Source organism: Bradyrhizobium vignae (assembly GCF_004114425.1).
GTDB lineage: Bacteria > Pseudomonadota > Alphaproteobacteria > Rhizobiales > Xanthobacteraceae > Bradyrhizobium > Bradyrhizobium vignae.
The window spans coordinates 1-24,336 of record NZ_RDQF01000066.1 but is presented as its reverse complement, the minus strand read 5'-3'; the positions used below and the strand labels follow the sequence as shown (position 1 = coordinate 24,336).

The following is a 24,336-nucleotide window of genomic DNA, read 5'->3' as shown; positions in this document are numbered from 1 at the left end:
TCAGACCTCGCTTCCGCTTTGGCGGCCGACCATCGCAACCAGTTCCAGCAGGAAACTTTCCGCCGCGCTCGCCATCGCCTGTTGCTTGTTTCCCGTCACCGGACTGAGCGCGATGATGCGCTGGTCGATATCAGCCCGTTGCAACTGACCAAGAAGCGCATCTCGGCAAAAACTCGGCCCGTGCTGACGCACCACAACCCGGATAGCCGCCGCGGTTCGGCCAATTGGGAATGGAAGCGGATCGCACGGGATGTCGATGGTCAGAATCCCTGCGCACTCGAGCGCGCCCTCGAGCACGAGCTCGAGGGCTTGGTGCCCCGCCTCGCCGGCGGTAAGCAGGATCAGCTGCTTCGGCCCCATCCTCTTTTGCCGGATTAGCCCTGCGACGATCTCCGGGATGTTCTTTGTGACTTTCGTCGGCAGACGAATCGTCGACCACATCGCAGACGGCGTGAGCTGCCACCAATGCGAGACATTGTCGGCCATTGCGAGCAGAACATCCGGCTCCGCCAGAAGCGCCACCATGGCTCTCGCGCCCCGTCGCAAGGGCCGGATTGAATTATTTATAGTCAAGGACATGATTGGATATTGGGGCGCGATATCATATGATTCAAATGAATTGTCCTAATTCCGCAATTCGCAGACCGAATGTGAGCTAATGCGCCTTCGTAATCTCGACCTTAACCTCCTGTTGGTGTTTGATGCCGTCCTTCGCGAACAAAGCGTCGTACGGGCAGCGGATGCGCTGGCGATCAGTCAGCCGGCTGTGAGCCATGCCCTCAACCGGCTTCGTCATGTCTTGAAGGACCACCTGTTTATCCGTACCCCCACAGGAATGGTGCCGACGCCGCGCGCGGAGCAACTCGCGCTTCCGATTCGCAAGGCACTGAACGATCTGCAACTTGCCATCGAGGGCGATACCTTCGACCCCGTCAAAACGGAGAGGCGGTTCAACATTGCGGTGAACAACTATGCCGCAGTTGTTGCTGTCGGCCCGATCATAGCCGCCGTCCGCGCGCAGGCTCCGATGTTGCGGCTTTCGTTCGTTCCGAGCGGCACCCTGAATCTCCCGGACAAGCTCGACCGCGGCGAGCTTGATGTTGTCGTCGCGGGACGGGATATCGCCGCCGAACGCTTCGCCTCTCGACTGCTGGTCGACGATCATTATGTCGCGGTGCTGAGAAGCGGCCACCCTGCCTTGCGGAAGAAGTTGACCCTCGAGGCGCTCGAGGGCGCACAGCACCTTGCGATCAGCTCCAGCGGAGAGGATCTTGACTTCATGGATCAGGCTTTCAAGCCGCGGAAGGCTGCCCGCTCCATCGCACTGGACGTCCCCTATCTCTCCGCAGGAGCCGTGCTGGTTCAGTCAAATCTCATCGCAATTCTGGGGCGCAAGCTCGCGCAGGAATTTCGTCGGGCCTATCCGATCGAAATTCGCGAGCTTCCCTTCAATGCTCCAAAACTGCGCAGCATCATGATGTGGCACCGGCGCTTTGACGACGTCCCTGCGCATCGCTGGTTGCGGGACACGATTGCCGCGGCCACCGCGACGCTCTGACATGCCCCGACGTCCATGAGTCTCCGACCACGCGAACGATGCAAGGAGCGCTGCTTCAGTAGGCAGCTCTCGCTGCGAGCGCAATGGTTGAGTTTCGGCGACGGCCGCGCGCATCTGCGCGCGACCGGCGAACCGCAGAAGCTCAGTTCTTCGGAGAATTGGCGGAAGCGTGAGCATTGGATGCGGTGGCTGAGGACGCGCGATAGCAAGACCCGCCGATCCCCTCCTTGGTCGCCCGGCATTGTTCTAGGCTCGCGAAGCCGCACGTTTTTACAGCCGAAGAGCCGCTTGTAATGCACCAGTCTTCCTTTGCGCCGGACGCAGCTTGAGCACCGGGCATTTGGGTGAGAACCAGTATTGTGCAGCAAGCCATTGCGAGCGGCCAAGTGCCAAGGCGCAGGAGCATATTCATAGTCTTCTCCGAAAGTGTTGAAGCAGATACTCACAAGAGCGAAGTACGGGCCTCGCCCACATTAAACAAATGAATTGTCCTCATCCCTCAATTCAGGAGAGGAATGTGTGCCCGTGCGGCAATGCCCGTCACGCTGATCGAACGGTCAGCCGGCGAGAGACTTGTCGATTTCTGTGATCCTCGTGATCGGTCACGACACGTTCGTCCTGATCGAAGAGGTCCTCGGGGAAAAAGCGGCACTGGGCCTGCGGTCGAGTTGCTTTCCTCATTAAAGTGAGGTCGATCTGCGAAACTGTGTTGCTCCAACGCCCAACGCACCCAGACGCAAGGACGAATGAAAGACGAATAGCTCCGCCAGTAAAAGCTCGCCGGCGAAACGCCGCTGCAAACCGAGACACTACATCCCCTGCCGCGAGGTCATCTGACCGACACCTTCGACGTTTGGATTTGTCGCAAAGCCGATGCGCGTGCGCTCTATGGATCCATTCCCAAAGACTGGCCACCAAACTTGGACGGATCGTTGTAGCTCGGCGTATCGTCGTATTGGATTCGCGGCGGCGCTGCGTAGGCTGAGCGGCGAATGGCCAAGCCGTCTGATGGTTTCGCCTGGCTACGATAAGAGGTCAGGGTATGATGCGACCGGACGTGGGACGCCGTTCCGGCGCTAACAGGGGTGCACAGACCAACAATGAGACCAAGGACCCAAACAAAACGCATTGTATCTACTCCAGCCGGCGAATTGTCTAAATGGTTGAGGGGCCTGGCGTACCCAAGCCGCTGCAGCATCACGATCGGGCGACATCGGCACGGTAGACGTCACCAAGCAACCGCAAATTCTCCTGTCCAAAAACTGCAATTTGCTGCCTGCTCTCAGACCCACAGCTAACAGCGGAAGTGCCCGGCAGCACGCCCCGCGCCGAAAGGAGCGCCGCCCACCCGGTGCGCCGTAGTAGATCCAATAGCCCTGCGACCGCGATCGCCCGCTGCGCGGGATGGAACATGGGCAACCATCCTGTTCAACAGCCTCGACAAATTGAACCTTCCACCATTCTTTCCACCTGCGCATCCTCTTTATTGACAGCAGGGTTCGTGCCAAGCAGCGGACCTTGCATGGCCTGGCCAGCTGTGCCGGATGACGGCAGTGCCGTGCCCAAGGAATTCGTTCCCGGCCTCGCAGCGCTGGTACCAAGCGCGCCTCCCATCGACATATGAGATCCCGTGGCGCCGCGGGCGAACGCTGCAGTGCCCGGAAGGAGAAGACAAAGTGCCAAGCAAGCAAGGAAGAACGGCCTCATTATTCTGCTCCGCGTGCTGAGGTGACCTGTGCTGGATCTAGGTGCCAGGCGCCCTCAAGCCACACACACAGTCCCGAGAGCACCGATGAAACGAAATACAATTTCGCACCGCACGCCGCCCGACAGATCAAGCGAGTGGCCCTCGCTCCCAACAAAACAGATCGTCTCGTCTTCTCGGAAGAGTGATGCGCGACGGCCCCGACGGTTCGCTGGAAATGCGTACATGACTTATGTGCAGAAACTCCACAAGGAAACGTCACCGACAGAGCAGCAGTTCACGCGAGGCGAGAATTCTCCGCACGAATGACACAACGGAGAACAACTATGAATGTATTCAAGACACTGTTTGCCGCGGCCCTCATCTCGACGGCGACGATCCCATCCGCGTTTGCGGCATGGTCCTTCGCGGACCAGGAGCCCGCGGCGTTTGCGTCGATGTATCCGAACCGCGATGTACTGAATGGCGGCGCCTTGACGCCAGCAGGCCGGATGGGGCTTGAACGGGCCGGTGGCGCGGCGCCCGTGTTTGCCGGCAGCCCCTATCTTCGGACTCCGCACCGTTGATCAAGTGCCGTATACCGCAAACGGGGGTGGCGCCGCAAACTGCGGCACCACCCCGGTTGCTTGGCCGGACAGCATCATTTGCGCGGCCGCTCGCGCGACAGATCATGCAGCATGTCCAGCTGGATTTGCTGGATTTCGGTCAGCCGTTGCCATTGCCGGGACATCAGGTGATCGAGCTTTTCATGGAGATGCCGGATTTCCAGCTCGGCCTTCAGGTTCACCTCATAGTCGTTTTGCGATCGCAGCCGGTCTTTCGCATCCTGCCGATTTTGGCTCATCATGATGATCGGAGCCTGTAGCGCTGCTACGCAGGAGAGGATCAGGTTGAGCAGAATGTACGGATAGGGATCGAAACGAGCCGACTCCGGAACGATCGCGTTCATGGTGATCCAAATAACGAGAGCAGCGGCGAACCACCCGATGAAGGCCCAGCTGCCGCCGAAATCGGCCAATTTATCCGCAAGGCGATCTCCGAGCGTCCTGTTCTCTTCGTACTCCGCATCGATGTTTTCGGCGATCGTGTCCTGATTGGCGAGGCTCGCGGCGACCCGGCAGTCGAGTGCAGTCAGTTCGCCATGCTCGGCCTGCAAGAGCTCCTCGATAAAGATTCTTCGGTATCGCGCCACGTCTTGGTGCCGGACCACTGCGCCTGGCCCGAGTGCCGGATGATCGCTGCGGATTCGCTCCACAAGATTTGGCGGGAGTTGGTCCAGTGAGATCCCATCGTATCGTCCTGCTTCCCTCCTAGAACGTGAACGGCAACTCCTATTTCGAGGCGGCGAGGATGCGCCAGCTTCCTGATCTTGGTCTGCCACGTCGCCCTCCGACTTGAAACTGAAGGATCGGTGTCGGTTCAGGTCCAAATGAGGACCTGCCGAAGCGATTGAATTCGCATTGGGGGGTGCACTTATTAGATCACGATACGATCAGCCGCGAACCGTTGCCGCGACGAATGCAAAAGAAGAGGCGAAGACCGCGCAGCGCCTGCGCCTCCCCTCTTGTTTTGCGCTAGGTGTTGAGGTCCGCTGCAGCACGGCGGAGATCCTGGAGAGCCGATATCGTCGCGCGCCTCACTTTGGCATAGGCGAGAGCCTCGATCTGCCGGACCCGTTCGCTCGAAATGCACAGTTCGCGGCCAAGGTGGTCAAGCGTCAAAGGCTGCTCTGCGAGCCTCCTGGCTTCGAAAACGCGCCGCTCGCGCTCTGTTAACACTCCAAGAGCGGCGCGAAGCGCTTTCGACCTTCGCATTGTCTGGTCGTGCTCAGCGACGATCTCCTCCGCGTCCGGGGCGTCGTCGACGAGCATCGCTTCCCATTCCGTTGGCCGGTCGTTGTCGCCGCTCCTGATGCTGAGCGAGAGGTCACCGGCAAGCCGGCCGTCCATTTCGACCACGTCGCGGGCGGTCACCTCAAGCCTATCTGCAATGGCCTGTGCAATTTCCGGGGTGAGAACTGCAGCCTCGCCGGCGAGCTTCCTCATCTCACCGCGCAGCCGAAAGAACAGCTTCTTTTGCGCGGCGGTGGTTCCGATCTTGACCAGCGACCACGAGCGCAGGATGTATTCATGGATAGTCGCCTTCATCCACCACAATGCGTAGCTCGAGAAGCGCGCGCCGCGCCCTGGTTGAAAACGCGAAGCAGCGATGACCAATCCCAGATTGGCCTCCGCGATCAGGTCTGCAACGGGAAGACCGTAGCCCTTGTAGCCTCGCGCCACCTTTGCAGCGAGGCGCAAATGGCTTGTGATCAGTTCATCCGTTGCACGTCGGTCGCGCCCTTCTTGCCAGCGTCGGGCAAGCTGCTGCTCCCGCGCAGGCTCGAGCAGATCAAAACGGCTGATCGCCGCGGAATAGGCGTTGAGGCATCCAACGGAGTGAGGGATCACGCCTTTTGCTGGGCTAAGGCTCACGGCGGTGTTCTGAGTCTGCATCTGCGGCTCCCGAAATTGATCCCGGCTCCTCAACGATAGGAGGCTCCCCGGCCACGCAGCCACTAAATTGAGCTTAAGAAATCTGAATTCGCTTTCAGACGACCCTAGAGAACCTTGAACTCGTATTTAATTGAGCACGCCCATCACCATTGGCATGGTGGAAGGAGGTTTCGCGCGGGTTGGCGCGGTACCGATTTCGATCAATCCCACTTCGGAGTTCGACGTGACTTTGTTCTCCCGCGGATTCGTCCGTAGACGCGTTATCTCGCTGGCCACGAGCCTCTCCGTCATGGCGACATCATTTGCCCTGGCGCAGGCTCCAAAACATCCAGGTCAGCCCCGCGACCCCAGCGACACCGACGAGCAGCAATTTCTTTTCGAGAACGATCTTGCGATGAGCAACATGAATCGCGGCATGCTCATCAAGCCGTCGGGCGATGTTGATCGCGACTTCGTTGCACTGATGATTCCGCATCATCAAGGCGCGGTCGATATGGCGCGCGCTGAGATCAAGTACGGCCACAATGGCGCTCTTCGGACGCTTGCACAGAAAATCGTGAGCCAACAGGAGCAGGAGATCTCGGCGCTACGCGGCGCATTCCCCACGCCGGTTACTTCGAATGCATCGACCAGGGTTGGCGCGGCCTCGGCTTCGCCCAACTGAGAAACCTATTGGCGCACATTCGTCCACCACCCTTCGCATTGTCGCCCGTCTCGACGATGGCACGGGGACCAAAACACGGCCGACATTTCTGAATCGCAATTTAGCAGGAGCGACAGTTTCGGTGCCTACATCAATCGCGGACACCTGACCACCTAACTTTGTTTGGGAGCGATTCGAATGCCAGCTCAGACCGACCTGCCGACGATCACGCACACCACTCACGCGCACAGCTTGGGCGCGATCGTCGACAGACTGGCATCGCCGCAAACAGACTTGTTGGACTGCGATGATGACGTGATTCGGTCTTTGCTCCAGGCCCTAAGCCTTGCTATGCGCCGCAATGATCGCCAATGTGCCGAGGCGCTTCGGCTGGCGATTGCGATCAGACGATTTGGCCTGCGGCCTACAGCGGATGAAGCGAGGGCGTCCGCCCGAGCCTCTGGACACGATCGGCAGGTGCAGGCCTTACAGAAATGGCGGCTCAAGCGGGTCCTCGACTACATCGACGCGCACCTGTCGTGCAGGATCCCTTTGGCCGATTTGGCCGCGGTTGCTGGACTCAGCCGGATGCACTTTGCCTCTCAATTCCGTGTGGCGACGGGCCTGCGGCCGCACGAATTTCTGTTGCAGCGGCGTGTTCGCAGAGCCGAGGAACTGATGAAGGACACCAGGATGAGTATTTTCGAGATCGCGCTCACGGTTGGCTTTCAGACCCAGGCGCATTTTACAACTGTCTTCAAGCGGTTCACTGGCTTCACGCCACGGCGTTGGCGCGTCATCAACGACATGCCCGAGCATGCGGCGCTTGGGCTGGCCACAACCGATCTCCTTTGAAACATCGGCGTTCGAAGCGGCAGGCGGCATATCCATTTCCATCAGGAGAGCGACGAACCAGGGCGCCTCAGGCAGCCGGCTCACGAACACCGAAGCGCTTCTCGAATCCAGCGACATTGACGATACCACGACGATGGGTGCCTTCGCCGATTTTCCTCAGGTGATTCCAGGCCTCGACCTCGAACAAGACGCTTTTCGCTTCGACACTGATAACGCGGGCAAGCGCCCGTACGTTGCAGCCAATCGGCGTCGCGGCGAGATGTCGGATATCGACTGACATGCCGACGCTGATATAACCCTGTGGCAATGCATCGGCGATCGCCAAGCCCGCCGCCATTTCCATGTGCAGGATCATCATGGGCGTCGCATAGACCTGCGGCATGCCCGGCACAAAATGCCCAACCGTCATTTCTCGGGTGACGACGACCGACGTCTCCGCGGTCATACCCACGGTCAGACCACTGTTTTGCTGCATTGTTCTACTCCTGATGAGAGTACAGATCGGCCGCGTTCCCGCGGCTGCGTTCGATGCGGACGGGGACGGCCTTGGAGGATGGCGTAAAGCTCAAACAATCATGCGCGTAGAGCGGCACGAGCGGATTTGTCTCGGGGTAGTATGCCGCACAACAGCCGTTCGGGAACGAATATCCGACTACGCGGAAGCTGCGCACCCGCCGCTCGATGCCGTCCTTCGAGACAGTCACCAGATCGACGCGATCGCCCTCCTTGAGCGCGCGCTTGTCCATTTCAAGCTCGTTGAGAAACACGACGTCGCGCTGGCCATACACACCGCGATACCGATCAGATAGCGAATATACCGTCGTATTGTACTGATCGTGGCTTCTGATTGTGCTGAGCCAGAGCGTGTCCGGATCGTCCTCGTTCGGATCCTCGTCGAGGCCCTCAAAAACCAGGAAGTTGGCCTTGCCGCTCGCCGTCGCCCAGATGCGCTCGCGCGCGCTCGACACGAGGTGGAAACCGCCCGGTACGCGGATTCGCGCATTGTAGGCCTGAAATATCGGGAACACGACCTCGATCGCATCGCGAATGCGATCATAATCGGCGACGAAGCCGTCCCAATCGACCACGGAGCGCTTCCCCAGCGTTGCGCGCGCCATGCCCGCCACAATTGCTGGCTCACTCAGCAGATGCTCGGATGCTGGCCGATTGCGCCCGGCCGAGGCATGAACCATCGACATCGAATCTTCGACGGTGATGGATTGCGGCCCGGTCGCCTGGATGTCGACCTCTGTACGGCCAAGGCAGGGCAGAATCAAAGCATCGCGGCCATGAATCAGATGGCTGCGGTTCAGCTTAGTCGAAACCTGAGCCGTGAGATCAAGCTTCGCGATAGCATCCTGTGTCAGCTGCCAATCTGGGATAGAGGTAGCAAAGTTGCCACCCATCGCGATGAGCACCTTGATATCACCGCGAACCATCGCTTCAAGCGCGGTCACGACATTATGGCCGTGGGCACGTGGCGGCTTGAAACCAAAGCGACTTTCGAGTCGATCGAGAAATTCCTGTGAAGGCGTTTCGGTAATGCCGACGGTGCGGTCGCCCTGGACGTTCGAATGACCGCGGACCGGGCAGAGACCTGCGCCTTCGCGGCCGATATGGCCCCGCAGCAGCGCCAGATTGGCCAGTTGCTGAACGGCTTGGGCGCCGCGCCGATGCTGAGTGATGCCCATCCCATAGACGATGATGGCACGCTCGGCCCTCATATAGATGCGCGCTGCGTATTCAATATCCTGGCGGGAAAGTCCTGAGGAGCGCTCGATTTCGAGCCACTGCGTCGCGTCCAGGTCACCCACCAGCGCTTCCAGCCCATTGGTGTGGCCACCAATGAAGTCCCAGTCGAGAACTGCCTGCTCTCCTTTCGCACGAGCCGCGCTGTCTTCATCGACCAGGACCTTCATGATACCTTTGATGACGGCGACGTCACCACCGACCCGTACCTGGAAAAGCCGCGAACTGATCCGCGTCGAGCTCAGTGTTGCCATTTCAAGCGCGCTCTGCGGTGCCTGAAAGCGTTCCAAAGCACGCTCACGGAACGGGTTGAAGGAGATGATCGGCGCATCACGGCGCGCCGCTTCGCGCAGATTGGTCATCATGCGCGGGCTGTTGGTTCCCGGATTCTGCCCGAAGATGAAGATGCAGTCAGTCTTATCAAAATCCTCCAACACGACGGTGCCCTTGCCGACTCCGATGGATTGCGGCAGACCCACGCTTGTCGCTTCGTGGCACATGTTGGAGCAGTCAGGAAAATTGTTGGTACCGAATTCCCGCACGAAAAGCTGATACAGAAAGGCGGCTTCGTTTGATGTGCGGCCAGAGGTGTAGAATTCCGCCTTGTTTGGGTCTGCAAGCGCATTCAAATGGCGAGCGATGATCTCGAAAGCCTTGCTCCAGCTCGTGGGAAGATAGCGGTCGCTCCCTCCATCATAGATCATCGGATGCGTAAGGCGTCCGACCATCTCCAGATCATAGTCACTCCAGGTCGACAGCTCTGTCACCGTATGGTTCGCGAAAAACTCCGGCGTGCAGCGCCTGGCGGTCGCTTCCCACGCCACGGCTTTCGCACCATTCTCGCAAAACTCGAACGAGGAGGTATGTTTCGGATCCGGCCAAGCGCAGCCTGGGCAGTCGAACCCTTCCTGCTGGTTCATGCATCCAAGCGTCGCAGCACCTTTCACCGGAATGTGCTGCTCGATCAGGTGTCCGCTGAGGGCCCTCAGTGCACCCCAGCCTCCTGCAGGATGATGGTAGAGGTGAATTGCCTTCCGTTCTGACATGGCGAGTATCTCTGATACCGATGCAGAACAGGTGGGTCCTCAATGGATCATTTCTTTCGAAAACGATCTGCTTTTTTCGGATCGCCCCGATCGACACACTCATCAACAGGTAGAAGCGCAAAACACCGTAGTGCTTTCCGGAAAACCCGTCAGTTTTCCGCCTTGGTCTCTATCGGCACTCCCCTAGCTTGTCGAAAGCAGGGCCGCTTCGGCTCTGCAAACGACCCTTTGGAGAGTATGACGATGATTTCGAGACGAGATCTACTGGCTGCATCGGCGATTGGGGCAGCTGTGACAGTGTCCGCGGCAAAGGCTGCATCCTTTGGCAATCCGGACGAACCGCCCCAGGGCGCGATCAATGCGACGGGCCCAGGAAATCTCAGTGATCCCGGCCCGCAAAGTCAGGTTCTCGGCGGTCAATTTCCTTCCGCCCAATCTCCGCCGGCAACCGATGTTGGCGGCATGCCGACGACCTGGGCCTCCTTCAACAACGCGCCGAAGCGGATTCAGAACGGAGGCTGGGCACGCGAGGTGACGGTTGCCGACTTTGCGATTTCGAAGGAGATTTCCGGCGTCAACATGCGCCTTACCGCCGGTGGCATCCGCGAGTTGCATTGGCACCAGGCCGCCGAATGGGCGATCATGACGTTTGGGAGCTGCCGCGTCACGGTGCTGGACGCGCAAGGCCGCCCCTTCGTGGCCGACGTCAAAGAGGGCGATCTCTGGTATTTCCCACCTGGCGCGCCGCACTCGTTGCAAGGCCTGGGCCCGGATGGCTGCGAGTTCGTCATCTGCTTCGATGATGGGCACGCCGACGAGTTCAACACCTTGCTAGTCAGCGACTGGTTTGCTCACACCCCGCCCGACGTCCTCGCCAAGAACTTTGGCGTGCCGGCGCAAAGCTTCGCGAAGATACCGTTGCACAATTTGTGGATCTTCCAAGGCACTGTGCCCGGCAGTCTGGCGGCCGATCGCGCGGCGATCCAAAAGGATGCGCCGGTCCCCACGCATCCCTTCATCTTCCCACTCGGATCCTCCCGTCCATTCAAAACATCCGATACGGGCACCATACAGATTGCCGACAGCACGAACTTTAAGATCTCCACCAATGTAGCGGCCGCGCTGGTCACGGTGCGCCCGGGAGCCATCAGGGAGATGCACTGGCATCCGAATGCGGACGAGTGGCAGTACTACATCAAAGGCAAGGCGCGAATGACCGTGTTCAATACCGGTCCGAGCGCGCTGACGATGGACTTCAATGCCGGCGACATCGGCTACGTCAAGCGCAACCTCGGTCACTATGTCGAGAATGTCGGCGACACGGATCTGCAGTTCGTCGGCGTGTTCCGCGCTCCCCGATACGAGGAGATATCCCTCTCCAACTGGCTCGCACATACGCCGCCCAAGCTCGTGGCGCAGCATCTCAATGTTGACGAGGCGGAGATTGCGAGATGGCCGGATAATGCGCCAGGCGTTATGCCGAAGGTCTGATGAAATAGGCCGGAGAGCAAATGGCTCGTGGGCGATACGCCCGCGAGCCATTTGCATTTCGCGTGCCGAGCGGCCGCCTACAGCGCAATCAGTAATGCTCCGGCAGGCTCTCGATCTTGCCCCTGAAAACGCGGTATCCAATCGCCACGTAAACGAGCATCAGGGGGAAGATGAAGAGGCCCTCTCCCCAGAACATGAAGGCGAGGCAGGCGCGAGGCGCCGCCGCCTCATCGACCGTGATCGCGAACGGGATCATGTAAGGCCAGAAGGACAGCGCCAAGGTTCCAAACGCCGCGCTGAAGATGATTGCAACGGCGAACAACGGCCAGCGATCGTTGCGATGAAGAATGCTGCTTGCGAGGACTGCAGCGGCAACTGCCCCGATTGCGGGAAACACAAACAGATACGGGCGCTCGAGCCAGCGATGCATGATCGGGAGATTTGAGATCAACGCGTGAGCGAAGACGACAATCAGGAAGGCCAAGACGGCAAGCGCCAGTACGGGTATTTGCCGGCGAGCCCTGTCGCGGACGCCGGAGTGGCATTTTTGGACCAACCAAGCCGCCCCCAAGAGCGCATAACCAAGACACAGCCCGATGCCGCACAGCACGGAGAAGGGGCTCAACCAACCCAAAGGGCCACCCGCATAGACTCCGCCTGTGAACTTCAAACCCTCCACCAAGGCGCCGACTGTTACGCCTTGCATGAAGCTCGCGGCAAGAGAGCCCGCGACAAAGCTGACATCCCAGATCCATCGAAACCGCTGCGCTGCTCGGTGGCGAAATTCAAACGCTACCCCGCGCAGGATCAGCCCAAGCAGCATGATCACGACCGGCAGATAAAAGGCTGATAGCAGCGTGGCATATGCGAGGGGAAAAGCACCCCACAGAATCACGCCGGCGACGACAAGCCAAGTTTCATTACCGTCCCAGACCGGCGCAACGCTGCTCAACATCGTGTCCCGATCCCCCTGGTTGCCGGCAAAGCCGAACAGCATGCCGACGCCAAGATCGAAGCCGTCGAGCAGCAGATAGATCAATATGCTTACGGCAAGAAGTGTAACCCAGAACAACACCATCTCTATTCTCCTGCGCTCGTGCAGCTTGGTTGTTAGCTTGATCCGGCCAATGACATCGGGCGATTCGGGGAGGCGCTATGCGGCGGCCTGACAGCCAGCCGCGTCGGACCGGCGCGCAGCAGTCGGTAGATATAGAATGCGCCGAACGAAAAAATGAAAATGTACACCGCGCCGAACAATAGCAGCGAAGTCATTGCCGCCGGTGCGGTCAGGAAAGGCGTCATGGCATCGGCCGTCCGCAGCAAGCCGTAGATCACCCAAGGCTGACGCCCTATCTCGGCGACGTACCATCCCGTGATGATCGCTATGTACGGAAGCGGGAAGCTGAGGAAGATTGCCCAAAGCACGAGCCGGCTTCGTCGCAAGCGGCGCTTGATGCTCAGATAAGATCCCAGCCATGCGACCGCGAGCATGATCAGCCCGCAACCGACCATGATACGGAACATCAGGAACGGTATCAGCACGGGAGGACGATCCTGCGGGCGAAAATCGGCCAGTCCCAACTCCTTCGAGGTCAGGCTCATGCTGGCGATGACGCTTCCAAGGATCGGCACCTTGACTTCGTACCTGTTGCTTTCGGTTGCTGGGTCAGGCAGTCCGATCAGCACTTCGCTTGCGGGTTGCTCGTCGTGCCAGCGGCCTTCGATGGCCGCAAACTTAGCCGGCTGATACTTGTGGACATAGTCGCCCACCAAATGACCGAACGCCAGCTGGATCGGGATCAAGAGCGCTGCGAGGAAGAGACCCATTCGCAGCATCACCCTGGATTCGGCATAATATTCGCCACGCAGCGTGTACCACGCACCGGTCGCCGCCACGCAAAATGCGCCAGTCAGATACGCCGCCAGCAGCATGTGCGGAAACCGTGACCATACGACCGAATTGAAAATGATCTCTTTCCAGTCGTTCGGCACGAAATAGCCGTTCCGGATGACGTAGCCGACCGGCACCTGCATCCAGCTATTATTGGACATGATCCAGAAGGCCGACAGCGTGGTCCCAAGTGAGACCATCGCGGTCGAGAGCAGGTAGAACCACGGGGACACGCGCTTGCGCCCGAACACGAGCACTCCGAAAAAGCTCGCTTCGAGCATGAACGCGGTAAAGGTCTCGTAGGAGAGCAGCGGTCCCTGGATCGGGCCCGACATTTTCGAAAGGACGCTCCAGTTCGTCCCGAACTGGAAAGCCATAACTAGCCCCGAGACTACGCCCATTCCGAAGGCCACACCAAACACTTTGAGCCAAAACTCAAACAGCGCTTGATAAACAGGGCGGCCCGTTCGCAAGTGCATTGCCTCAAGGATCGTCAACCAGGCAGCAAGGCCGATCGTGAATGCCGGAAAGATGATGTGGAACGAGATGGTGAAGCCAAACTGAAACCGCGAAAGCAGAAGTGCCGTAGCATCCATGTGAGCTATCCTTTCCCCACGCGGGCGAGTCATCGTTCCCGCCGTATTGCAAATAGGGGGAGCCCTAAGCGCGCCTTTTTCTGAAGCGAATGGAGTTTGCGGATTCGCACGCGGCTCGCCGCCTTTTTCACCGACCGGCCCGCCGCTCTGCGAGCGGATCAGGCCGCGATAATCCGGCGGTCAGAAAAGATGAGACGGTCGGGATGAGTAAAGATTTCAAAGCCGTCGGCGCGGGCCACCGCGACCAGCGTCACGCCGGCCTGATCGGCCGCCTGAATTGCAAGCAATGTTGGCGCCGATACCGCGACGAGGACGGGCGCGCCGAGTCTCGCGGTCTTCTGCACCATTTCGACGGAGACACGGCTGGTCAGGAGGATTGCACCGTCTGCGCCGCAGACATTCTTGCGAATAAGCGCGCCGGCAAGCTTGTCGAGCGCGTTGTGACGGCCGACATCCTCCCGCACCAGGTCGATACCGCTTCCGGGCCGCCAGAAGCCCGCGGCGTGAACGGCTCGCGTCTTCTGATTGAGCTCCTGCAAGGCCGGAAGGGCGCTCATGGCCTCCAGGAGGTCGCGCGCGTAAAATGTCGCCTCATCCGATACACGCGGCGGCGCCAGGCAGGCCTGCTCGAGACTTTCGATTCCGCACAGACCGCAACCTGCTGGCCCGGTCATCGCGCGACGGCGCGCGAGGAGCTCATCTGCCCGGTCGCTCTCCAGCCACATTCGAACTTCGATTCCGAAGTCGCTCTCGATAACCTCGATACTCGCGATCTCATTCACCCGTGCAATGATTCCCTCTGTCAAGGCGAAACCTATTCCAAAGTCCTCCAGATCGGCCGGCGTAGCCATCATCACTGCATTCGTGGATCCGCCAAAAGTCAGCGCGATCGCCCTCTCTTCCGCGACAAGCCTGAAGGACAGCGAGGGTGCACCGCCCCGCCAAACGAGCTTTGCCCTACGTTCAAGGGGATGATCGACCATGACTGCTGCAGCTCCAGATGCGCTATCCAGCAAGCTGGTCTCACAGATCAATGCCTCCTTTCACTTCAGCCTCTGGAATTTCCCTTTCGCACGACCGCGCGCTTTAAATTGTTAACTGCGACAGTTCGCCTTTTCTTCGGAAGTCGTACATCCGGCCTTCACGGAATCTACTTGTGCAGCAGGATCGGAATGACTTCGCCTTCATATTTGGCCTCCTTGTCAGGGCACACGATCTCGATTCGAGCCCCTGGACCGGCATTGATGACGAGCCGAAATCCGTGAAGCTTGACGATCGCCGCGACGAGGCTCAATCCGAGCCCCACCCCCGGCGTATTGCGCATCTTATCAGAGCGATAGAATCGCCGCAGAACCGCTTCACGCTCATGCTCGCTGATGCCGGGTCCGGAATCCGTCACGCGCACGACGGTTTGCCTGTCGTCCCTGAACAGTTCAAGGTCCACATTGCCGCCGACTGGTGTGAACTTGATTGCGTTATCGACGAGATTTGCAACGGCCTCGAAGAGCAGATCTCGGTCGCCCCAAACGTGCAGCGTGCGATTGATGTCAACGCCAAGCTTTATACCCTTGTCCTCGGCGATCGGCTCGTAGACGTCACAGACCCCCCGCAAGATTTCATGGAGCGCAACATTGCCGAATCCGGCAGAACGGCGGCTGTTCTCTATTTCCGTCAGCCGCAACAACGCGGTGATGATCGCCAGCGACTGATCGATCCCGGCAATTGCCTTGTCCACGACCCCCTGCAACTGATCCAGCGTGCTCGCATGGGCACGGCCGCGCTCCAGAGCCAGCCTAGCGCGGGTCAGCGGGGTCCGCAGATCATGGGCAATGTCGTTGCCTACGCCGGCGAGTGCGTTGATCATCGTTTCCATCTCATCGAGCATGCCGTTCACGATCGCAGCCAGTCTGGAGAACGGATCGTCAACGTTTCGATGCGGAAGACGCTCGCGCAGATCACCGGCGATAATGCGCTGAACGCGCTGGTTGACCTCTTCGACGCGCTTTTGAGCACGCACGGTCAACCAGGCTCCAGCAAACAGGCACAGGCAGAGCGCCGGCAGGAGTCCTAGCGCGAGCGCCTGCCCCACCACGCTCGATATCTCCCTAGTCTCATCAACGTTCCGCCCGATCACAAGAACGCCGCCATTTTCCAGCCGTCTGCCCACTGCGCGGACCGTGGCTTCACTGGCCGGTTCACCAACTTGCACAACTCGTGCGGCTTGCACCGAGCCATCAACCCTAAATTCCCGCGGTGTGCGTTCGAGGTTGCCGGCCACGCGATTGCCGGCAGGATCAAACAAGCCCGCGAATTGCACGCCTCTGGAGTCTTGGCCAAGATGGTCGGAGATTGCATCGATGCGGCGGGTTTGCGGCAATGTCGCTATGTAGTTGAGCTGAATGCTGACCATGCGATCGGACCGCGCGATCAGGTACCCGTCAATTTTCCAGTAGATGAAACCGAACAGCACTATCACAAAGACGGCGAACACCGCGGCCGCTGCTGAGGCCCAGCGGAATGTAGTTGAGCGTATCAACTGGAGCTGGCGCATGATCTGGCCGGTCGGTTTCGTGCGTGTCCCCGTTAGGTAAGACCCTCGCAGGGCCTACTGCTATGTCCGCAGAATGAAACCTGAACCGCGAACATTGTGAATCATCTGCGGCTCCCCGGGTCCGTCCACCTTGTGCCGCAAACGTCCCATGTGCACGTCGACGAGATTGGTAGTAGCCGGAACAAACTTGTAATTCCAGACTTCCTCGAGCAACATGGCCCGCGTCAGCACTTGATCGCTTCGCCGCATCATATACTCGAGCAGACGGAATTCACGCGGCAACAGATCGATCTTGCGCTCGCCCCGCCGCGCCGTCCGCTCGATCAGATCGAGCTCGAGAGGGCCAACTCGCAACGTTGTTTCACGGGTATCGACGGGACGACGAAGCAGCGCTTCTATCCTTGCGATGAGCTCGACGACTGCAAAGGGTTTTGTAAGATAATCGTCCCCGCCGCTTCGTAAACCCCGGACCCGATCGTCGACCGCGCCGAGCGCACTCAGCACCAGGACCGGCGTGCTGACCTGGTCCTTGCGCAGTGCCTCAATGATAGTAAGCCCGTCCATCCCGGGTAGCATGCGGTCAACGATCAGGACATCCGGATGGAGCGCACGGGCCTTGTCGAGGCCGTCAATCCCGTTGGACGCCCATTCGACCTCAAACCCGAGGTCGCTCAGTTCGGCAAGGACCTCCTCGGCCGTTCCGGCATCGTCCTCAATCAGTAGAACCTTCGTCATCAGCTCGATCCCAGCTACTCCAAGGCTTCTCCCATCCTCGCGGAAGATCATATGCTCGCTGTTGCGCAAAATCATATGTCACCGCCAAAATAGCTGCAGTGGGATGAACCGGACCGCGCCGCCACATGGCAAAAGTGGGCCCCTTCAAGCCCAAGACCGGCGTTGCGCCCTGGCCAAGCGCGGCGGCCGCGCCGGTGGGAGACATAGCTTCATTTCCGAGACGTGACCATTAAATAGCGATTTAAGGAGTTTAGCGGATGAGCGGCTGCGCCGCAGTCCGCCAAGCGCGATCTGGCTCCAGCGCCGGCGATCAGGTGCGGGACCGGCGGCCATTGAGGCTACCTCGCCCGAGCGCCGCTGTTTCCGATTTGCATGAAATAGCATCCGCACGCATAGCGGCTTGATCAATGTGCCCTGGAGCCCGCTTGCCGGACACACGTGCGCCCGCACTTTGATCCCGATTCGGTTTGTCTTTTCCAACTCACGATGCGTTGAACCGGCGTGAGCAGTTTGTGCATTTGGCTGATCCGCGATCGTTCGCATCTGCCTCAACCGGCTGCACCTGCATCCGGGTGCTGCCCTTTTTCAACGGAGAAGCCCAATGACCGATCTGAAATTACTGTCGACCGGACTGATTGCGGTAGCAATGCTTGCCACGCCCGCGATGGCTCGGGAAAGCGCTACCGCCGCCCGGCAAGCCGCCGCGGAAGCAAATGCCCCCGCAGCAGTCAACCTGAGCGAACGTGCCTGTGTTCCGGCGCCGCGTGTCGGTGCGTTCGCGACAGCGCCGTGGACCGGCAACAACGTTCCTTGCGAGCCCGGCACCGGTGTTTTCTAATCGCGGCGCCTCGGGCACCTAGCTTGGCTGCTCTTCTACGTTCGAGCGTCGGTGGAAGCGCCGTTCAGCAGCCTCCCATGAAAGCGGGCTGGAGCCCATTCCAGCCCGCTCTCTTTTGATGCTCACCGGGTGGACGACGCGGGCATCGTTTCGGCAGCGCCGGTTGCTTGCATTCATCAGAACGAGATCGCAGCGATTGCTGAAGGCGAATTTAGTGGTAGCGCGGTTAGCCGCCCCTACTCTTTTTAGCGCACGGCTTGACGATGCTGCGACAGACGTCCTGCATTGACCATCAAGTCTTTGAACGGAAAGGAGTATCAAATGAATCGAGCGATGATGATCATGGCAATCGCTGCGCTTGCCTCAACGCTGGCCGTCGGCGCGGCCGATGCACGAGGCGGCGGCGGTGGCGGTCACGGCGGCGGAGGTTTCGGCGGTGGTAGTCACGGCGGCGGATTTGGCGGAGGAGCTCACTCGGCCGGGGTCGGCGACGGCGCCCATCTTGGCGGGTTTGGCGGCGGTGCGCACATCGGAAGTACCGTTCACGGCAGCGACAGCGTTCATATCGGCGGCACCACCATAGCTGGTGGCATGGTCCGAGCTGGTGGCGATCATGTTGGGATTGGCGATCATCTCCATCCCTATGGGGGCGTCCGCTATCACGCCATGAATCGCTACGGCAGATACTGGCCCGGTTACGGCTACTACTACCCAGGTCCGGATTGCTACGACTGGTACTACCTGCACCCCAACCTGCCGTTGCCGTTAAGCTGCAGCTAATGCATGCGCGTCTCTGCCGCCCGCGAACACGTCGTTTTCGCTTGCGCTTCGCCTATTTCGTCGGTCTCAGGCGATTTCCGAAGCAGCAAGAGTACGCGTCCGAAGATCGATAGATTTCAACTCGCCCATTCGGGCTCGAATGGAGGATGCCCGTGAGGTATTGGTTGATGGCTGCCTGTCTTGCCTACGTCGCGGCCGGCGCAGCATTTGCGCAAGTTGCCGGAATGGCGACGCCGACTCCTGCAGTCGGCGCCACCTCTCCACTCGGAAGCGCGACAGGCGCGTCGATTTCCCCGGCGGGGATCGGCTTGGGCGCAACCGAGCTCGCTTCGCCTGGTATCAGCCCGGCCCCCAGCGCCACCGGCAGCATTGCCGTGCCGGCGACCGGAACGGCATGCTCGACACTCGGGCTTTCGCCAATCGACATGCCCGGCTTAGCGTCGACCTATGACGGCGGTGGAATCACGATTGCTGATTCAACACCGGCCACCGGCGCCGCGGCCGGCAACACGGCGGCATCCGTCGACATGTCGGCATCGATGCCGGCGACGACGGGGATGTCGGCGACGTCAGGCATGACACAAAGCTCCGGAATGTCGACCGCATCCGGCATTCTCGACACCGCCGGCATGTCGGGCATGTGCGGCTCCGGCTCAAACAGCATCAGCGCATCTTCGAGCCCGACCTCAACGTCTCCGACAACGCCGGGCGGCACCCCCCGAACCGGGGTGCCCCTCGGTTCAACCGAGATCACCAATCTCGGGGTCAGCTCCGCCGCGCTTTTACCGACGCCAGCCGTGCCGCTGGTGACAGGCAGCGTGGCGCCGACCGTACCGACAATCCCGACGGTTACCGATCCGATGGCGGTTTCAGCTTCGACCATGTCTGGGTGCTCATCCTCCGCGGCATCGACCTCCGCGGATTCACCGGGCAGCTGCTAAGTTCCCCCTTTTGAGAGCCACTCCATGAAGAGAACTGTCATTTTTTCTGCCGTCTCATTGACCGCAGTGATCGCCGGCGCCAGCCTCTTGTTGGCGCATATCGACCCGTTCCAGAGGGCCGCTGCAGCGCCCGCACCAGAGCCGCGAGTACCGATCGTAGCGGGGACGGTGGCGCAGCACGATGTGCCGATCTATCTGACAGGCGTTGGCACCGTCATCGCGTACAACACCGACATCGTGCGCGCCCAAATTCAGGGACAGATCATCAGTATCAATTTCACTGAAGGCCAACGGGTCCACGCCGGCGATCTGCTTGCTCAAATCGATCCGCGGCCCTATCAGGCAATGATCGATCAATATACCGCCAATCTGGAGCGAGATCAGGCGCAGCTTGCCAATGCGCAGGCCAATCAGGCCCGGTACAACCAGCTGGGCGAGAAGGGTTGGGCCACGCCTCAATTGATAGAGACGCAGAATGCGCAGGTCCGTCAACTGCAGGCCGCCATCAAAGCCGACCAGGCGCTGATCGACGCTGCAAAAGTTCAGCTCAGTTTTACACGTCTGTCGTCTCCGATCGACGGCGTCGTCGGCATTCGCCAGATCGATGTGGGCAACATCATCAGCCCGTCGACCGCGAACGGCTTGTGTGTTGTGACTCAGCTTGAGCCCATTTCGCTGATCTTCACCCTGCCTGAGACGGATCTGCCGCAGATCCAACGACAGCAGCAAAGGACCAACGCGCCTTTGACTGTTGTTGCCTACAACCAGGACAATACGATCCAGCTTGGCGAAGGCCAGCTCGGGCTCGTCAACAATGAGATCCTGCAAACCACCGGCTCGATCCAGCTCAAGGCGAACTTCCCGAACAAAGACAAGGCCCTCTGGCCCGGTGAGCTCGTCAATGCGCGCCTGCTACTCAAGACGCGACACAATGGCCTGACGGTGCCTGCCTCTGTCGTTCAGCAGGGTCCGAACGGGGCCTATGTATACGTCGTCAATTCCGACAGCACCGTGTCGATCCGCCCGATCAAGGTTGCGCAGATCAGCGATGGTCAAGCGCTGATTGATTCGGGCCTTCAGGCCAATGAGCAGGTCGTGGTCGATGGACAATACAAGTTGCAGCCGGGCACGCACGTCGTCTTGCTGCACGGCAAGGCCGCGGATGAAGCCTCCGCCCAACAGGCAATGCAGGCGCCGATCCCATGAACATATCAGCCCCCTTTATCCGGCGGCCAATCGCGACCGTCCTGCTCATGATTGGATTGCTGGCCGCTGGCCTGGTCGCCTATCCGCTGATGCCGGTCGCCGCCCTACCGAACGTCAACTATCCGACGCTGACCGTCACCGCTCAGATGCCCGGTGCTGACCCGCAGACCATGGCCTCGTCGGTCGCCTCCCCGCTTGAGCTGCAATTCGGCGAGATACCCGGACTCACGCAGATGACGTCGGCGAGCGCGCTCGGTTACGCGCAGATTACGCTGCAGTTCGACCTCAGCCGTCAGATCGACGGCGCGGTCAGCGATACGCTTTCGGCCATCAACGCGGCGAGCCCGTATCTGCCCACCGGCATGCCGTATCCACCGACTATCCGCAAGGTCAATCCGGCGGACACGCCAATTCTTGTGCTCGGCATCACATCGGACAGTCTCCCGCTGACGACCGTTGACGCTTACGCCGAAAACATCCTGCTGCAGAAGATCTCCCAGATTAAAGGCGTGGGGCTGGTTGGCATCGGCGGCCAACAAAAGGCCGCCGTTCGCATCCAGGTCGATCCGCAGGCGCTGGCCGCGCGCGGAATCAATCTGGAGGATGTACGCGCAGTCCTCGGCCAGGCGAACGTCGATCTCGCCAAAGGAACGCTCAACAGCCCGCGCCAGACCTACACACTCAACACCAACGATCAGCTGTTCAACGCCGATCAATATGCCGACCTCGTCATCGCTTACCGCAACGGCTCGCCAGTCCGCATTCGCGACATCGGACGTGCCGTCAGCGCGGGCGAGAACGATCTGATCGCAGGGTGGTACAATAACAAGCGCGCGATCATCCTTGCGGTGCAGCGCCAGCCGGGTGCGAATGTCATCGAGACGGTTCAGCGAATCAAGGCCATGATGCCAACGCTGCAGGCATCGATCCCCGCCGCGATCAAGATCAACGTCATCTCCGACCGCACCCAGACGATCCGCGCATCCGTTGAAGACGTGCAATTCACGCTTCTGCTCACAGTCGCTCTCGTCGTGATGGTCATCTTCATATTCCTTCGTAGCTTCTGGGCCACGATCATTCCCGCCGTCACCGTGCCGCTCTCGCTAGTCGGCACTTTCGCCATCCTCTATGAAATGGGGTACAGCCTCGACAATTTGTCGCTAATGGCGCTGTCGATCGCCGTAGGATTCGTGGTCGATGATGCAGTCGTCGAGATCGAGAACATCACCCGGCACATCGAGGAGGGTCTCTCCCCGTACGATGCGGCGATGAAGGGATCCGGCGAGATCGGCTTTACTGTTATGGCGATCACCGTTTCGCTGATTGCAGTCTTCATACCGCTCTTTCTGATGAGCGGTTATGTCGGATTATTGTTCCGCGAATTTGCCATGACAGTGAGTGTCGCGCTGGTTCTTTCACTCGTGATCTCGCGGACGTTGACGCCGATGATGTGCGCGTATCTGCTGAAGCCGGAAACGCACGAGCACGGCCGCCTGTACCGCTGGTCCGAGCGCGGCTTCGATCTTCTGCTCAGGGCCTACGAGGCGGGGCTCAAAGTCGTGCTGCGGCACCGCTTCGTCACTTTGATGGTCATGATCGGCACTATCGTGGTGACAGGATATCTCTACGTGATCATTCCCAAGGGCTTCTTCCCTCAACAAGATACCGGCCTAATCCTGGGTCAGTCGGAGGCCGCGCAAGACATCTCGTTCCAGGCCATGGCCGAGCGCCAGCAAGCCCTGCTCGACGCGATCACCCGCGACCCCGCCGTGGCGACGGTCGGCTCGGCGGTCGGCGCCGGCGGCGGGACCTATACCGTCAACGACGGCCGTGTTTTCATCCAGCTCAAGCCGGCGAACCAGCGCGAGCCGATCGACAAGGTGATCGCACGGCTGCGCACCAACCTTGCCAAGATTCAGGGCATTACACTCTACATGCAGCCCGCGCAGGACATCACGATTGGCGCGCGACTGAACAAAACTCAATTCCAATACACCATGAACGATGCCGATCCGGGCGAGCTCAGCCACTGGGCGGCATTGTTCCTCGACAGGATCAAGAAGCTGCCGACGGTCGCGGACGTCACGACCGACCAGCTCAGTTCCGGGCCGCTGCTCGACATCACGATCAAGCGCGAAGTCGCGTCCTCATACGGAATCCTGCCGTACACAATCGACAACACGCTCGATGACGCTTTCGGACAGCGGATCGTCTCAACCATGTACACGACGCTCCAGCAATACCACGTCGTTCTCGAGGTCAACCCGAAATTCCAGTACGGGCCCGAAGCCCTCAACGGCATCTACGTCAAATCGTCAAGCGGGCAGCAGGTACCGCTGTCGACACTTGTCGACTCCGTGGTGAAGGTCTCCCCGCTGGTCGTCAATCATCAGGGGCAATTTCCCTCAGTGACGATCTCGTTCAATCTGGCGCCCGGCGCTTCCATTGGACAAGCGGTGAGTGACATCCAGGCCATCCAGAAGGAATTGCACCCACCGTTGTCATTGCAGACGAGCTTCCAGGGCAACGCACAGGCTTTCGGCGCCTCGTTGAAGAGCACGCCCATCCTGATCGCCGCCTCGCTGTTCGTGATTTATCTGATCCTTGGCGTGCTCTATGAAAGCACGATTCATCCGATCACCATCATTTCGACGCTGCCTTCAGCAGGCGTGGGCGCGCTGCTGCTGTTGATGGCTGCGCATTTCGACCTGAGCGTGATCGCGATCGTCGGGATCATTCTGCTCATCGGCATCGTCAAAAAGAACGGCATCATGCTGATCGATTTCGCCATTCAGGCCGAGCAGGCGGACGGTCTTACGCCGGAAGAAGCGATCTACCAGGCCTGCATCAAACGCTTCCGACCTATTCTGATGACTACGATGGCGGCGCTTCTTGGCGCCGTGCCGATGATGGTCGGCACCGGCGTCGGCTCGGAGATCCGCCAGCCTCTGGGATATGCGATCGTCGGCGGACTTGCTCTGTCGCAGATCCTTACCCTGTACACCACGCCGGTCGTCTATCTCTACCTCGATCGGCTGCAGACTTGGCTGTTTGGGGCGAGACGGCGCGAGAATGCCTCGCCTGCCCCCTACCCGACGCCGGCGGAATGACCGAGCGCGGGACATTGGCGGGTAGTGTGCGGGAGGTTCTGCAAAAGCTGAGAGGCTGAAGCGGTCATGGTAAGTCCGGTGATTGCGAAGATCACCGCTCGTAGAGGAGCTTGGACCCGCCATGACCGTGACGAAGATTAGGACGG

Annotated in this window: 22 protein-coding genes; 8 read left to right on the top strand and 14 right to left on the bottom strand. The window is 59.8% G+C overall.

Going from position 1 to position 24,336, the window contains the following annotated elements; genetic code table 11:
* The gene (locus EAV90_RS34105) at nt 1–525 is read right to left on the bottom strand and encodes a hypothetical protein (protein WP_129145905.1); all 525 of its coding nucleotides are present in this window, start codon (nt 523–525) and stop codon (nt 1–3) included.
* Between the two features lie 133 nt (nt 526–658).
* Between EAV90_RS34105 and EAV90_RS34100 the strand changes: the two genes are divergently transcribed.
* Nucleotides 659–1,558, top strand: a complete 900-nt coding sequence (locus EAV90_RS34100; protein WP_129145904.1) for a LysR family transcriptional regulator — start codon at nt 659–661, stop codon at nt 1,556–1,558.
* 142 nt (nt 1,559–1,700) lie between these two features.
* Here the strand turns inward: EAV90_RS34100 and EAV90_RS41895 are convergent, their stop codons facing one another.
* Nucleotides 1,701–1,931, bottom strand: a complete 231-nt coding sequence (locus EAV90_RS41895) for a DUF3551 domain-containing protein (protein WP_430644764.1) — start codon at nt 1,929–1,931, stop codon at nt 1,701–1,703.
* 1,658 nt (nt 1,932–3,589) lie between these two features.
* Here EAV90_RS41895 and EAV90_RS34085 point away from each other — a divergent pair.
* A complete protein-coding gene (locus tag EAV90_RS34085; RefSeq protein WP_129145901.1) occupies nt 3,590–3,829 on the top strand; it encodes a hypothetical protein in 240 nt (79 codons plus the stop codon).
* 74 nt (nt 3,830–3,903) lie between these two features.
* Here the strand turns inward: EAV90_RS34085 and EAV90_RS34080 are convergent, their stop codons facing one another.
* Both EAV90_RS34080 and EAV90_RS34075 read right to left on the bottom strand, forming a co-directional pair.
* Entirely contained in the window at nt 3,904–4,419 is a 516-nt protein-coding gene (locus EAV90_RS34080) for a DUF1003 domain-containing protein (protein ID WP_245509678.1), read from the bottom strand.
* A 418-nt stretch (nt 4,420–4,837) separates the two neighbouring features.
* Nucleotides 4,838–5,758 carry an RNA polymerase factor sigma-32 gene (locus EAV90_RS34075; protein ID WP_129145899.1) on the bottom strand — a complete coding sequence of 307 codons (921 nt, stop codon included), beginning with the start codon at nt 5,756–5,758 and terminating at the stop codon, nt 4,838–4,840.
* A gap of 130 nt (nt 5,759–5,888) precedes the next feature.
* On the opposite strand from EAV90_RS34075, the gene EAV90_RS34070 reads away from it, so the two are divergent.
* Entirely contained in the window at nt 5,889–6,422 is a 534-nt protein-coding gene (locus EAV90_RS34070; protein WP_129145898.1) for a DUF305 domain-containing protein, read from the top strand.
* A gap of 177 nt (nt 6,423–6,599) precedes the next feature.
* Complete coding sequence (locus tag EAV90_RS34065) at nt 6,600–7,256, top strand: AraC family transcriptional regulator (RefSeq protein WP_129145897.1); 657 nt, start codon at nt 6,600–6,602, stop codon at nt 7,254–7,256.
* Between the two features lie 67 nt (nt 7,257–7,323).
* Here EAV90_RS34065 and EAV90_RS34060 read toward each other — a convergent pair whose 3' ends face one another.
* The gene (locus EAV90_RS34060; RefSeq protein WP_129145896.1) at nt 7,324–7,731 is read right to left on the bottom strand and encodes a thioesterase family protein; all 408 of its coding nucleotides are present in this window, start codon (nt 7,729–7,731) and stop codon (nt 7,324–7,326) included.
* Nucleotides 7,732–7,735: 4 nt separating this feature from the next.
* Entirely contained in the window at nt 7,736–10,051 is a 2,316-nt protein-coding gene (locus EAV90_RS34055; RefSeq protein WP_129145895.1) for an FdhF/YdeP family oxidoreductase, read from the bottom strand.
* A 243-nt stretch (nt 10,052–10,294) separates the two neighbouring features.
* On the opposite strand from EAV90_RS34055, the gene EAV90_RS34050 reads away from it, so the two are divergent.
* A complete protein-coding gene (locus EAV90_RS34050; RefSeq protein WP_129145915.1) occupies nt 10,295–11,542 on the top strand; it encodes an oxalate decarboxylase family bicupin in 1,248 nt (415 codons plus the stop codon).
* 88 nt (nt 11,543–11,630) lie between these two features.
* On the opposite strand, the gene cydB is transcribed toward EAV90_RS34050, so the two are convergent.
* From cydB to EAV90_RS34025, 5 genes are all read right to left on the bottom strand, one after another.
* Nucleotides 11,631–12,620: a cytochrome d ubiquinol oxidase subunit II gene (gene cydB, locus EAV90_RS34045; RefSeq protein ID WP_129145894.1), complete on the bottom strand. Its 990-nt coding sequence runs from the start codon at nt 12,618–12,620 to the stop codon at nt 11,631–11,633.
* Between the two features lie 32 nt (nt 12,621–12,652).
* Complete coding sequence (locus EAV90_RS34040; protein WP_129145893.1) at nt 12,653–14,029, bottom strand: cytochrome ubiquinol oxidase subunit I; 1,377 nt, start codon at nt 14,027–14,029, stop codon at nt 12,653–12,655.
* Between the two features lie 158 nt (nt 14,030–14,187).
* Nucleotides 14,188–15,012 carry a formate dehydrogenase accessory sulfurtransferase FdhD gene (gene fdhD / locus EAV90_RS34035; protein WP_129145892.1) on the bottom strand — a complete coding sequence of 275 codons (825 nt, stop codon included), beginning with the start codon at nt 15,010–15,012 and terminating at the stop codon, nt 14,188–14,190.
* A gap of 167 nt (nt 15,013–15,179) precedes the next feature.
* Nucleotides 15,180–16,580 carry a sensor histidine kinase gene (locus EAV90_RS34030; protein ID WP_129145891.1) on the bottom strand — a complete coding sequence of 467 codons (1,401 nt, stop codon included), beginning with the start codon at nt 16,578–16,580 and terminating at the stop codon, nt 15,180–15,182.
* A 60-nt stretch (nt 16,581–16,640) separates the two neighbouring features.
* Entirely contained in the window at nt 16,641–17,315 is a 675-nt protein-coding gene (locus EAV90_RS34025; protein WP_129145914.1) for a response regulator transcription factor, read from the bottom strand.
* Nucleotides 17,316–17,916: 601 nt separating this feature from the next.
* Here EAV90_RS34025 and EAV90_RS34020 point away from each other — a divergent pair.
* Nucleotides 17,917–18,153, top strand: a complete 237-nt coding sequence (locus EAV90_RS34020) for a hypothetical protein (protein WP_129145890.1) — start codon at nt 17,917–17,919, stop codon at nt 18,151–18,153.
* A gap of 363 nt (nt 18,154–18,516) precedes the next feature.
* Here EAV90_RS34020 and EAV90_RS41550 read toward each other — a convergent pair whose 3' ends face one another.
* The 3 genes from EAV90_RS41550 to EAV90_RS34005 all read right to left on the bottom strand — a co-directional run bounded on the left by EAV90_RS41550 (nt 18,517) and on the right by EAV90_RS34005 (nt 19,816).
* The gene (locus tag EAV90_RS41550; protein ID WP_208738564.1) at nt 18,517–18,792 is read right to left on the bottom strand and encodes a hypothetical protein; all 276 of its coding nucleotides are present in this window, start codon (nt 18,790–18,792) and stop codon (nt 18,517–18,519) included.
* 325 nt (nt 18,793–19,117) lie between these two features.
* The gene (locus EAV90_RS34010; RefSeq protein WP_129145888.1) at nt 19,118–19,360 is read right to left on the bottom strand and encodes a hypothetical protein; all 243 of its coding nucleotides are present in this window, start codon (nt 19,358–19,360) and stop codon (nt 19,118–19,120) included.
* Nucleotides 19,361–19,378: 18 nt separating this feature from the next.
* Complete coding sequence (locus tag EAV90_RS34005) at nt 19,379–19,816, bottom strand: hypothetical protein (protein ID WP_129145887.1); 438 nt, start codon at nt 19,814–19,816, stop codon at nt 19,379–19,381.
* A gap of 82 nt (nt 19,817–19,898) precedes the next feature.
* On the opposite strand from EAV90_RS34005, the gene EAV90_RS34000 reads away from it, so the two are divergent.
* Both EAV90_RS34000 and EAV90_RS33995 read left to right on the top strand, forming a co-directional pair.
* Complete coding sequence (locus EAV90_RS34000; protein WP_129145886.1) at nt 19,899–21,080, top strand: efflux RND transporter periplasmic adaptor subunit; 1,182 nt, start codon at nt 19,899–19,901, stop codon at nt 21,078–21,080.
* A complete protein-coding gene (locus tag EAV90_RS33995) occupies nt 21,077–24,190 on the top strand; it encodes an efflux RND transporter permease subunit (protein ID WP_129145885.1) in 3,114 nt (1,037 codons plus the stop codon). Before EAV90_RS34000 ends, EAV90_RS33995 begins: the two co-directional genes overlap by 4 nt.
* The last annotated feature ends 146 nt before the right edge of the window (nt 24,191–24,336 follow it).